Raw genomic sequence first — 11,850 nt, 5'->3', positions numbered from 1 at the left:
GCGTCAGCCCGTGCCCGGGCCGTCCGTGCCGGTGCGGCCGTGCGCGCCGCTGAGCCGCTCGGCGTGCTCCTGGAGGGAGCGGACGCCGATCTGCCCGGCCGCGACGGCCTCGATGCCCTGGACGGCGGCGGCGAGGCCCTGCACGGTCGTGACGCACGGTACGCCGCGCAGCACGGCCGCGGTACGGATCTCGTACCCGTCGAGCCGCGGCCCGGACTGGCCGGGGCCGCCGAAGGGAGTATTGACGATGAGGTCCACCTCGCCGTCGAGGACGCGCCGCACGATCGTGGGCTCGCCGTCCGGGCCGGGCCCTTCGCTGTGCTTGCGCACGATCTTGGCACGGACGCCGTTGCGGTGCAGGACCTCGGCGGTCCCCTCCGTGGCAAGAATCTCAAAGCCCAGGTCAGCGAGGCGCTTCACGGGGAACACCATGTGCCGCTTGTCCCGGTTCGCGACGGAGACGAACGCGCGGCCCTTGGTCGGCAGCGACCCGTAGGCGGCCTGCTGCGACTTGGCGAACGCGGTGCCGAACACCTCGTCGATGCCCATGACCTCGCCCGTCGACCGCATCTCCGGGCCGAGGACGGTGTCGACGCCCTGCCCGAGCTCGTTGCGGAACCGGTCGAACGGCAGCACGGCCTCCTTGACCGCGATCGGCGCGTCCAGCGGCAGGTTCCCGCCATCGCCGACCGCGGGCAGCATGCCCTCGGCGCGCAGCTCCGCGACCGTCGCGCCCAGCATGACGCGGGCGGCGGCCTTGGCGAGCGGCACGGCGGTCGCCTTGGACACGAACGGGACGGTCCGGGACGCGCGCGGGTTCGCCTCCAGGACGTACAGGACGCCCGCGGCGAGCGCGTACTGGACGTTCATCAGCCCGCGCACCCCGACGCCGCGCGCGAGCGCCTCGGTGGCCTCGCGGATGCGGCGGATGTCGTCGTGCCCGAGGGTGATCGGGGGGAGCGCGCACGCGGAGTCGCCGGAGTGGATCCCGGCCTCCTCGATGTGCTCCATGACGCCGCCGAGGTAGAGGTCCTCGCCGTCGAACAGGGCGTCGACGTCGATCTCGATGGCCTCGTCCAGGAACCGGTCGACCAGCACCGGGTGCTCGGGGCTCGCCTCCGTGGCGCGCGCCATGTACGACTCCAGCGTGACGTCGTCGTAGACGATCTCCATGCCGCGCCCGCCGAGCACGTACGACGGCCGCACGAGGACCGGGTAGCCGATCTCGGCGGCGATCTCGCGGGCCTCGGCGTAGGAGGTGGCGGTGCCGTGCTTGGGCGCGAGCAGCCCGGCGCGGTGCAGGACGCGCCCGAACGCGCCGCGCTCCTCGGCGAGGTGGATGCTCTCGGGGGACGTGCCGACGATCGGGACGCCCGCGTTCTTGAGCTTCTGCGCGAGGCCGAGCGGGGTCTGCCCGCCGAGCTGGACGATCACGCCCGCGACCTCGCCCGTCTGCTGCTCGGCGTGGACGACTTCGAGGACGTCCTCCAGCGTGAGCGGCTCGAAGTACAGCCGCCCGGAGGTGTCGTAGTCGGTGGAGACCGTCTCGGGGTTGCAGTTGACCATGACGGTCTCGTAGCCCGCCTCGGCCAGCGTGAAGGACGCGTGGACGCACGAGTAGTCGAACTCGACGCCCTGCCCGATGCGGTTGGGCCCGCTGCCGAGGATCAGCACCTTCGGCTTCGTCCCGCCGGGGACCTCGGTCTCCTCGTCGTAGGACGAGTACATGTACGGGGTCTGCGCCTCGAACTCGGCGGCGCACGTGTCGACCGTCAGGTAGACGGGACGGATGCCGAGGGCGTGCCGGACCTCGCGGACGACTTCCTCCGACAGGCCGCGCAGTTCGCCGATCTGGGCGTCGGAGAAGCCGTGCCGCTTGGCGGCCAGGAGCTTCTCGCGGGTGAGCGCGTCGTCGGCGGTGCGGATCTCCTCGGCGACGGTGTTGATCGCCGCGATCTGGTCGAGGAACCAGGGGTCGATGTTGGTCGCCTCGTACACGTCCTGGAGGGTGGCCCCGGCCCAGAGCGCGCGCTGGACGTCACGGAGGCGCCCTTCGTGCGGACGGGACGCGGACTCGACCAGCGCGCGCGCGTCGATCTGCGACGCGTCGTCCTTGCCGGCCCAGCCGAACGACGAGCCCTTCTGCTCCAGCGACCGCAGCGCCTTCTGCAGGGCCTCGGTGAAGCAGCGGCCGATCGCCATGGCCTCGCCCACCGACTTCATGTGGGTGGTGAGGGTGCCGTCGGCGCCGGGGAACTTCTCGAACGCGAACCGGGGGACCTTCACCACGACGTAGTCGAGCGTGGGCTCGAACGACGCGGGCGTCTCCTTGGTGATGTCGTTCGGGATCTCGTCCAGGGTGTAGCCGATCGCGAGCTTCGCGGCGATCTTGGCGATCGGGAAGCCGGTGGCCTTGGACGCCAGCGCCGACGACCGCGACACCCGCGGGTTCATCTCGATGACGATCATCCGGCCGGTGCCCGGCTGCACCGCGAACTGGATGTTGCAGCCGCCGGTGTCGACGCCGACCTCGCGGATCACCGCGATCGCGACGTCCCGCATGTTCTGGTACTCGCGGTCGGTCAGCGTCATCGCGGGCGCGACGGTGATCGAGTCGCCGGTGTGCACGCCCATCGGGTCGAGGTTCTCGATGGAGCACACGATGACCACGTTGTCGGCGCGGTCGCGCATGACCTCCAGCTCGTACTCCTTCCAGCCGAGGATCGACTCCTCCAGGAGCACCTCGCTGGTCGGGGACGCGTCGAGGCCGGTCCCGGCGATGCGGCGCAGGTCGGTCTCGTCGTGGGCGAACCCGGACCCGGCGCCGCCCATCGTGAACGACGGCCGGACGACGAGCGGGTAGCCGAGCTCGCCGGCGGCGGCGACGCACTCGTCCATCGTGTGGCAGATGATCGAGCGGGCCGACTCGGCGTTCAGGCCCTGCTCGCGGGCGACCTTGGCGACGACCTCCTTGAACCGCTCCCGGTTCTCGCCCGCCTGGATCGCGTCGACGTCGGCGCCGATCAGCTCGACGCCGTACCGTTCGAGGGCGCCGCTCTCGTAGAGCGCGATGGCGGTGTTGAGGGCCGTCTGGCCGCCGAGGGTCGGCAGCAGCGCGTCCGGCCGCTCCTTGGCGATGATCTTCTCGACGACCTCGGGGGTGATCGGCTCGACGTAGGTGGCGTCGGCGAACTCGGGGTCCGTCATGATCGTCGCGGGGTTGCTGTTGACCAGCGTGACGCGCAGGCCCTCGGCCCGCAGCACGCGGCACGCCTGGGTGCCCGAGTAGTCGAACTCGCAGGCCTGGCCGATGACGATCGGCCCGGAGCCGATGACCAGAACCGACTTGAGGTCTTCGCGGCGCGGCATTATCTCGACCCCTCCATCATCTCGCAGAAACGGTCGAACAGGCCGGACGCGTCGTGCGGGCCCGCCGCGGCCTCCGGGTGGTACTGGACGCTGAACGCGGGACGGTCGAGCAGCCGCAGGCCCTCGACGCAGCCGTCGTTCAGGTTCACGTGGGTGACTTCGGCGCGCCCGTACGGGGTGTCGAACGGGCCGTCGGCCGGTGCGTCCACGGCGAACCCGTGGTTGTGGGCCGACACGTCGACCTTGCCGGTCGTGCGGTCCTGCACGGGCTGGTTGATGCCCCGGTGGCCGAACCGCAGCTTGTACGTCCCGAGGCCGAGCGCGCGGCCGAAGATCTGGTTGCCGAAGCAGATGCCGAAGAACGGCCTGCCCGCGTCGAGGACGCCCCGCAGCGCGTCCACCGCGTAACCGGCGGCGGACGGGTCGCCGGGGCCGTTCGAGAAGAACACGCCGTCGGGGTTCAGGGCGAGGATGTCGGCGGCCGTGGCGGTCGCGGGCAGGACGTGCACCTCGCAGCCCCGCTCGGCCATCCGCTGCGGCGTCATCGACTTGATGCCGAGGTCGACGGCGGCGACGGTGAAGCGCTTCGCGCCGATCGCCGGGACGACGTACGGCTCGTCCGTCGACACGTCGCGGGCCAGGTCGGCGCCCTCCATCGGGGCGCTCCCGCGGACGCGCTCCAGCAGCGCGTCCTCCCCCGCCCCGGCGGCGGCGCCGCTGAAGATCCCGGCGCGCATGGCGCCGCGGTCGCGCAGGTGGCGGGTCAGCGCCCGCGTCCCGGGGATCGCGATGCCGACCACGCCCTGGTCGCGCAGCGCGGACCCGAGCGAGCCGGTGGCGCGCCAGTTGGACGCGACGCGCGCGGGCTCGCGCACGACGTACCCGGCGACCTGGATGCGGCGGGACTCGGGGTCCTCGTCGTTCACGCCCGTGTTGCCGATGTGGGGGGACGTCATGGCCACGATCTGCCGCGCGTACGACGGGTCGGTGAGGGTCTCCTGGTAGCCGGTCATCCCGGTGTTGAAGACCATCTCGCCGAAGGTCTCGCCCTCGGCCCCGTACGCGGCCCCGCGGAACACCCTGCCGTCTTCCAGAACGAGCAGAGCAGGGTTCATTGAAGCTTCCCTTCCAGGACGGTCGGCTCGCCGCGAAGGAACGTCGCCACGACGCGTCCCGGCAGCTCCAGCCCGGTGAACGGGGTGTTGCGGCTCTTGGACGTCATGGCGGACGGGTCCACCGCGCGGCGCGGCGACGGGTCGTACAGCGTGATGTTGGCGGGCGACCCCGTCTCGAGCGGACGTCCCTGCCCGGACAGGCGGCCGATGCGGGCGGGCCGGTACGACATGCGGTCGGCGACCCCGGCCCAGTCGAGCAGCCCGGTGTCGACCATGGCCTCCTGGACGACCGGCAGCGCGGTCTCCAGCCCGATCATGCCCATCGCGGCGACCGCCCACTCGGTCTCCTTGGCCTCGACCGGGTGCGGGGCGTGGTCGGTGGCGACGCAGTCGATCGTCCCGTCGGCGAGCGCGGCGCGCAGCGCGGCGACGTCCGCGGCGGTGCGCAGCGGCGGGTTCACCTTGAAGATCGGGTCGTAGGACTCGGCGCGCGCGTCGTTCAGCAGCAGGTGGTGGGGGGTGACCTCGGCGGTCACCGGGCAGCCCTTGCTCTTGGCCCACCGCAGGATCTCCACGGACCCGGCGGTCGAGACGTGGCAGACGTGCAGCCGCGACCCGACGTGCTGGGCGAGCAGGACGTCCCGGGCGATGATCGCCTCCTCGGCGACCGCGGGCCAGCCCGCCAGCCCGAGCGCGGCCGACATCTCGCCCTCGTTCATCTGCGCGCCCTCGGTGAGCCGCGGCTCCTGCGCGTGCTGCGCGACGACGCCGTCGAACGCCTTCACGTACTCCAGCGCGCGCCGCATGATGACGGCGTCGGACACGCAGTGCCCGTCGTCGGAGAACACCCGGACGGACGCGGCCGAGTCGGCCATCGCGCCGAGTTCGGCGAGCTGCTCGCCCGCGATGCCGCGGGTGACGGCGCCGACCGGCTGCACGTCGCAGTATCCGGCCTCGCGGCCGAGCCGCCACACCTGCTCGACGACGCCCGCGGTGTCGGCGACCGGGTCGGTGTTGGCCATCGCGTGCACGGCGGTGAACCCGCCCATCGCGGCGGCCTTCGTGCCGGACTCGACGGTCTCGGCGTCCTCGCGTCCGGGCTCGCGCAGGTGCGTGTGCAGGTCGACCAGGCCGGGCAGCGCGATCAGCCCGGCGGCGTCGACGACCTGCGCGCCCGGCGCGTCCAGGCCGGTGCCGATCGCGGCGATGACGCCGTCGCGGACGAGGACGTCGGCGGGCTCGCCGCCGAGGATCCGGGCGCCCCTGATGAGAGTTTCCGTCACTGGGAGACCTCCTGGCCGATGGCGGGCTCGGAGCCTCCGAGCAGCAGGTAGAGCACGGCCATCCGGGCGCTGACGCCGTTGGCGACCTGCTCGACGATGGTGGAGCGGACGGAGTCGGCGACCTCGGCGGCGATCTCGACGCCGCGGTTCATCGGGCCGGGGTGCATGACGATCGCGTGGTCGGGCAGCTGCGCCATCCGCTCGGCGTCCAGGCCGTAGCGGCGGCTGTACTCGCGGACGGTCGGGAAGTACGCGGCGTTCATCCGCTCCTGCTGGACGCGCAGCATCATGACCACGTCGCTCTTCGGCAGGACGTCGTCCAGGTCGTAGGACACCCGGCACGGCCACGTGCCGATCGCGACCGGCAGCAGCGTCGGCGGCGCGACCACGGTCACGTCGGCGCCGAGCGTGTCCAGCAGCAGCACGTTGGAACGCGCCACCCGGCTGTGCAGCACGTCGCCGACGATCGTGATCTTGCGGCCGTCGAGGTCGCCGAGGCGGCGGCGCATCGTGAACGCGTCCAGCAGCGCCTGCGTCGGGTGCTCGTGGGTGCCGTCCCCGGCGTTGACGACGCTGCCCTGCACCCAGCCCGCGAGCCGGTGCGGGGCGCCGGACGCGCCGTGCCGGACGACGACGCCGTCGGCGCCCATCGCCTCCAGCGTCAGCGCGGTGTCCTTCAGGCTCTCGCCCTTGGACACGCTGGACCCCTTCGCGGAGAAGTTGATGACGTCCGCCGACAGCCGCTTCGCGGCCGCCTCGAACGAGATCCGGGTGCGGGTGGAGTCCTCGAAGAACAGGTTGACGACGGTGCGGCCGCGCAGCGTCGGCAGCTTCTTGATGGAGCGGCCCGCGATCTGCGCCAGCTCCTCGGCGGTGTCGAGGACCAGCAGCGCGTCGTCGCGGGTCAGATCGGCGGCGGAGATCAGATGGCGTTTCACTCGGCACCTCCCGCCGGTGCGGTGGTCGGGGCGGACACCGGGGAGCCCACCGGCTCGGGCACCGGGCCGAGCAGCACGGCGTCGCGGCCGTCGTTCTCCTCCAGCAGCACCTTGACGGTCTCGCGCATCGACGTCGGCAAGTTCTTGCCCACGTAGTCGGCGCGGATCGGCAGCTCGCGATGGCCGCGGTCGACCAGGACGGCGAGCTGCACGGCGCGCGGCCGGCCGAGGTCGTTCAGGGCGTCGAGGGCCGCGCGGACCGTCCGTCCGGAGAACAGGACGTCGTCGACCAGGACCACGACGCGGTCGTCGATGCCGTCGGAGGGCAGTTCGGTGCGGCCGAGGGCGCGCGCGGGACGCATCCGCAGGTCGTCCCGGTACATGGTCACGTCGAGCGAGCCCCACGGCACCGGACGGCCCTCCACCTCGCGCAGCAGGCCCGCCAGCCGTTCGGCCAGCGTCACCCCGCGCGTCTGGATGCCCAGCAGCAGGACGTCGTGCCCGCCCTTGGTGCGTTCGAGGATCTCGTGCGTGATTCGGGTCAGCGCGCGGCGGATGTCGGGACCCTCCAGAACGGCCTTGGGCCGGGGGTCACCCTCCGCGGCGCGCGACCCCACAGGCCGCGGGGGCCTGGAGGCAGCATTCACCTCGGAAACCTCCTTTCCCGCCTCACTGGACGGGCCTTAAAGGACGTCTTGTCCCCCACACGTTAGCAGTCGGCCGGAGCTGCCCCGACCCCGGGCGGGCCCGTATCATCGCTGGTGAGAGGGGTCACACTCGGCCGGTCGGACGGGCCGGACGGGCGCCGCGGCGCCTTCCCCGCGGGGCTCGGCGGCCCGCGGGCGGTCCGGATCGAGACCTGCGGATTCGACCGCTTTTTTCCAATCGGCTTGACCTGGGGCCCTCTCCGTTTTACCGTCACTGTCCGTAACCATCCTTGGAGACGGGGTCTTGGGGCCAATTGGCTTCGGGATTCTGTCGGTTCCCGGCTCCGGCCGGGAACCGAACGACGACGAAAGTGAGCCTGGGGGGCCAAGAATGCCGTCTGAATACGCAAAGGCTCTCGGCGCGCGCTGCGCGCCATCCGCACCCAGCAGGGCCTGTCCCTGCACGGCGTGGAAGAGAAGTCCCGAGGCCGCTGGAAGGCCGTCGTCGTGGGTTCGTACGAGCGGGGCGACCGCGCCGTCACCGTTCAGAAGCTGGCCGAGCTCGCCGATTTCTATGGCGTGCCGGTTTCCGAGTTGCTGCCCGGCGGAGCCGCGCCGAGCCCGCTCGGGCCTACACCGAAGCTCGTGATCGACCTCGAGCGTCTGCAGCAGCTTCCGAAGGACAAGGCCGGTCCTCTCGCCCGTTACGCCGCGACGATTCAGAGCCAGCGGGGCGACTACAACGGAAAGGTCCTGTCGATCCGCCAGGAAGACCTGCGATCACTCGCGGTCATCTACGACAAGTCCCCGACGGAGCTGACCGAGGAGCTCATCTCCTGGGGCGTCCTCGACCCGGAGGCGCGCCGCGCCGTCGAGTCGTTCTGACGCGTCCGCTCCGCCCGTCGTGACGGGGGCCCGGCTCCGGCCGGGCCCCCGTCCGCGTGCGGCCAGCAGCGCCAGCGGCAGCACGGCGGCCATCGCCGCCGCGCTCAGCGCGAACCCGGCGGTGAACCCGCGGTCCCCCGGCACCCCCGCCACGATCACCGCGCTGACCTGCGTGCCCAGCGACGCCCCGACCGTCCGGATCAGGGTGTTGACGCCCGTCGCGGCGCCCGTCTCCCCCGCCGGGACGGCCAGCACGACCAGCGTCGCCACCGCCGCGTAGGCGAGGCCGAGCCCCACACCGCGCGCGATGCCGCCCACGTACAGGTGCCACAGCTCCGAATGCGCGACCGTGACGAACGCGTAGCCCGCGCCCGTCAGCGCCGCCCCGCCGAACAGCACCGCCCGCGACCCGATCCGCCGGTCCAGCGCGCCCGCCACCGCGCCCGCGACGGTCATCCCGATGCTCGCGGGCAACTGCAGCACCGCCGCCTGCGTCGCGGTGCCCCCGAAGCCGTACCCGGTGGCCTCCGGAAGCTGGACCAGCAGCGGGAACAGCAGCCCGCCCGCCATCAGCGCGTACCCCGACAGCAGCGACGCCGCGTTGGCCGTCCACACGCCCCGCAGCCGCATGACGCGCGGGTCCACGAGGGGCTCGCGCACGCGCGTCTCGACCCGCAGCCAGACGACGGCCGTCACCGCCGACGCCGCGAGCAGCCCCAGCACGCCCGGCGACGTCCAGCCCCAGAACGTCCCCTGGGTGAGCGCCGCCAGCCCCGCCACGAGCCAGCCCGCGAACAGCACCGCGCCCCACCAGTCGACCCTGGCGCCCTTCCGGGACGGCGAACGCGGCACGATCCACCACGCCGCGAGCAGCCCCGGCACCAGCCCGAGCACCGGCACCCACAGCAGCCAGCGCCAGCCGAGCAGGTCGATGATCGGGCCCGCCATGCACCACGACAGGGCGCCGCCGAGCCCCAGCATCGACGACATCAGCCCCACCGCGGACGCCGTCCGCTCGGCGGGCACCACGTCGCGGATGATCGTGTACGCGAGCGGGAACACGCCCGCGCCGACGCCGCTCAGCACCCGTCCGGCCAGCATGACCGGCAGGTTCCCCGCCGACGCGGCCACGACCATCCCGGCCGTCGCCGCCGCGAGCACCGCCAGCAGCACCCGCCGCGGCCCGTACAGGTCGCCGAGCCGTCCGACCACCGGCGTCGCCACGGCCGCCGACAGCGTCATCGCCGTCAGCGCCCACGCCGCCCCCGCCGCCGTCGTGCCGAGCCCCGCCTGGATCTGCGGCAGCGCGGGGGTGACGACCGCCATCGACAGCGAGTACGCCGCCACGCCGAGGAACGCCAGCAGCGGCACCAGTCCCCGCCCGTCGCGCGCCGCCACGTCCGTCACCCCTTACTTCGCCCTCCTAACAATCTCATATGCCCACAAAAGCCACGCGATGAGTTTCGGGTTCCGGCCGGGTCGGTAACGGTGCGCACACGATCTGGGAGGCGGCGCATGTTCAAGAACACGAAGGCGTTCAGCGGGTTCTCGGTGGACGACGTCCCGGCCGCACGGAAGTTCTACGGCGAGGTCCTCGGCCTCGACGTGTCCGAGGAACACGGCATGCTCACGCTGCACATCGCGGGCGGCCGCGACACGCTCGTCTACCCGAAGGAGAACCACGTACCGGCGACGTTCACCATCCTGAACTTCCCGGTGGACGACATCGAGACGGCCGTCGACGGGCTCGCCGCGCGCGGCGTCGCGTTCGAGCACTACGAAGGCCGCACGGACGAGAAGGGGATCATGCGCGAGAACGGCCCGCTCATCGCGTGGTTCAAGGACCCGGCGGGCAACACCCTCTCGGTCCTGCAAGAAGACTGACCCGCTGCCGCCCGAATACCCCGCGGGGCGCAGACGACGGGTCGGTGCGGGGTGCCGGGGGCGTCACACCACGAGAAGCAAGCCGACCTGACCACAGTCGTAGCGGAGCGCAGACGACGGGTCGGGGGCACCGGCCGGGACGCGAACCGAACGGGACTGACTCAGGGCTCCCCGGCGACGCCGCGGGCGCGCAGATCGTCGATCTCGTCCTCGGCCAGCCCGAGGACGTCCCGCAGGACCCCGGCGGTGTCCTCGCCCAGCGTCGGCGCGGGGACGGGCGGCGCCTGGCCGCCGAACACCAGCGGGGAACCCGGCGCGAGGTGCGGGCCGACGCCGGGCTGGTCGACCGTGCCCACGAGGGGCCGCCCGTCCATATCGGCGGCGACCTCCCCGAAGTCCCGGTATCTCGACCACAGCACCGACGTGCCCCGCAGGCCGTCCTCGACCTCCGCGCACGTCCGCCCCGCGAACCAGGAGGCGAGGACGCCGCCGATCGCCTCCCGGTGCCGGTACCGGTCCCCGGCGGTCCCGAAGTCCGCCCGCAGCGCCCGTTCGAGCGCCTCGACGACCTCCCCGAGCCCGGTCGCCGACACGAGGTCGCGCCACTGCCGTCCGGTGACCACGGCGACCATCACGCGCCCGTCCGCCGTGCCGAAGTCGCGCCCGAACTCGCCGTACAGCTGGTTGCCGAGCCGCTCGCGCGGCGTCCCGAACTGCGCCTCCGCGAGGTACCCCAGGTTGCCCGCGGTCGCCAGCGCGACGTCGTCGAGGGCGACGCGGAGCCTGCTCCCCTCGCCCGTCCGGAGCCGGTGCCGGTCCGCCGCGAGGAGCCCCGCCGCCAGGTAGAGCCCGCACACCACGTCCCACACCGGCAGCGCGTGGTTGACCGGCGCGCCGTCCCGTCCGGTGACCGCCGGGAACCCGGACGCCGCGTTCACCGTGTAGTCGACCGCGGTGCCCCCGTCGCGCGCCCGAGGAGCTGGACGTGCACGAGGTCGGGACGCGGCGCCGCCAGCTCGTCCGGCCCGAGCCCGTCGCGCGGCGGCGCGTTCGTCAGCACGGTCCCGCACTCGGCCGCGAGCCGCGCCACGATGCCGCGTCCCTCGGCGGACCGCAGGTCCGCGGTCACCGACCGCTTCCCCTTGTTGAGCCCGGCCCAGTACAGGCTCCGCCCGGACGGCGCCAGCGGCCACCGGTCGATGTCCGGCCCGCCCCCGACCGGGTCCACCCGGATCACCTCGGCGCCGAGCTGCGCGAGCGTCATCCCGCCGAGCGGCGCGGCGACGAAGCTGGAGATCTCGACGATGCGCATCCCGGCGAGCGGCAATAGTGCGTCCACCCGCAAATCCCTATCACCCGCCCCGAACCGGCGCGGTGAGCGGGGCCGGGGCGGTGCTCGGTGAGGGGAGCGGGCCGCCCCGGCCCGCGCGGAGCGGTCCCGGGGAGGTGGGACGCGCCCCTGGGGAGGGGTCAGTTCGCGTCGGTGAACGGGAGGGCGGGCTGGCCCGCGATGCCGAGGGAGTCCTCGACGAGGGAGACGAAGATCTCGGCGTCGTGCAGGAGTTCCTCGGCTTCGCGGACGGTGACGGCGCGGGGCAGGCCCGCCTCGGCGGCGGCGCGCTTGTCGGCGCCGGCGGCGAAGAAGGCGGCCCACTCGCGCAGGGCGGGCTCGGCTTCGGGCAGCAGCACCCACACGCTGCGGGGGCGGCCGCGGTGGTGCGTCTCCACG

At 73.0% G+C, this 11,850-nt stretch carries 10 protein-coding genes and 1 pseudogene; 2 read left to right on the top strand and 9 right to left on the bottom strand.

What is annotated here, in order from left to right; all coding sequences use genetic code 11:
• Positions 1–3 precede the first annotated feature (3 nt).
• The 5 genes from carB to pyrR are packed head-to-tail and all read right to left on the bottom strand — an operon-like array spanning position 4 to position 7,352.
• Positions 4–3,369: a carbamoyl-phosphate synthase large subunit gene (gene carB / locus BJF79_RS19425; protein ID WP_075899340.1), complete on the bottom strand. Its 3,366-nt coding sequence runs from the start codon at positions 3,367–3,369 to the stop codon at positions 4–6.
• Complete coding sequence (gene carA, locus BJF79_RS19420; RefSeq protein WP_075899338.1) at positions 3,369–4,484, bottom strand: glutamine-hydrolyzing carbamoyl-phosphate synthase small subunit; 1,116 nt, start codon at positions 4,482–4,484, stop codon at positions 3,369–3,371. The genes carB and carA overlap by 1 nt, the downstream gene beginning before the upstream one ends.
• Positions 4,481–5,767: a dihydroorotase gene (locus BJF79_RS19415; protein WP_075899336.1), complete on the bottom strand. Its 1,287-nt coding sequence runs from the start codon at positions 5,765–5,767 to the stop codon at positions 4,481–4,483. The genes carA and BJF79_RS19415 overlap by 4 nt, the downstream gene beginning before the upstream one ends.
• Positions 5,764–6,705, bottom strand: coding sequence for an aspartate carbamoyltransferase catalytic subunit (locus BJF79_RS19410; protein WP_075899334.1), 942 nt, complete (start codon positions 6,703–6,705; stop codon positions 5,764–5,766). Before BJF79_RS19410 ends, BJF79_RS19415 begins: the two co-directional genes overlap by 4 nt.
• Entirely contained in the window at positions 6,702–7,352 is a 651-nt protein-coding gene (pyrR, locus tag BJF79_RS19405; RefSeq protein ID WP_187357019.1) for a bifunctional pyr operon transcriptional regulator/uracil phosphoribosyltransferase PyrR, read from the bottom strand. The genes BJF79_RS19410 and pyrR overlap by 4 nt, the downstream gene beginning before the upstream one ends.
• Before the next feature lie 391 nt (positions 7,353–7,743).
• Here pyrR and BJF79_RS19400 point away from each other — a divergent pair.
• Positions 7,744–8,237, top strand: a pseudogene (locus BJF79_RS19400) (transcriptional regulator).
• Here the strand turns inward: BJF79_RS19400 and BJF79_RS19395 are convergent.
• Positions 8,133–9,644, bottom strand: a complete 1,512-nt coding sequence (locus BJF79_RS19395) for an MFS transporter (protein WP_262402281.1) — start codon at positions 9,642–9,644, stop codon at positions 8,133–8,135. The pseudogene BJF79_RS19400 and the gene BJF79_RS19395 sit on opposite strands and share 105 nt — an antisense overlap.
• Before the next feature lie 108 nt (positions 9,645–9,752).
• On the opposite strand from BJF79_RS19395, the gene BJF79_RS19390 reads away from it, so the two are divergent.
• Positions 9,753–10,121: a VOC family protein gene (locus tag BJF79_RS19390; RefSeq protein ID WP_075899330.1), complete on the top strand. Its 369-nt coding sequence runs from the start codon at positions 9,753–9,755 to the stop codon at positions 10,119–10,121.
• A gap of 161 nt (positions 10,122–10,282) precedes the next feature.
• Here the strand turns inward: BJF79_RS19390 and BJF79_RS19385 are convergent, their stop codons facing one another.
• The 3 genes from BJF79_RS19385 to BJF79_RS19380 all read right to left on the bottom strand — a co-directional run.
• Positions 10,283–11,059, bottom strand: coding sequence for a CoA transferase (locus BJF79_RS19385; protein WP_262402280.1), 777 nt, complete (start codon positions 11,057–11,059; stop codon positions 10,283–10,285).
• Positions 11,056–11,460 (bottom strand): CoA transferase, encoded by a 405-nt coding sequence (locus BJF79_RS60725; RefSeq protein ID WP_262402279.1) that lies wholly within the window; start codon positions 11,458–11,460, stop codon positions 11,056–11,058. The genes BJF79_RS19385 and BJF79_RS60725 overlap by 4 nt, the downstream gene beginning before the upstream one ends.
• Positions 11,461–11,591: 131 nt before the next feature.
• Positions 11,592–11,850: SAV_6107 family HEPN domain-containing protein (locus BJF79_RS19380; protein WP_262402278.1), on the bottom strand; the 259-nt coding region annotated here is incomplete at its 5' end.

Source organism: Actinomadura sp. CNU-125, from assembly GCF_001942465.1.
Lineage (GTDB): Bacteria > Actinomycetota > Actinomycetes > Streptosporangiales > Streptosporangiaceae > Spirillospora.
Note: the sequence above shows the minus strand (reverse complement) of the source record. Positions and strands in the feature narration are given on the sequence as shown.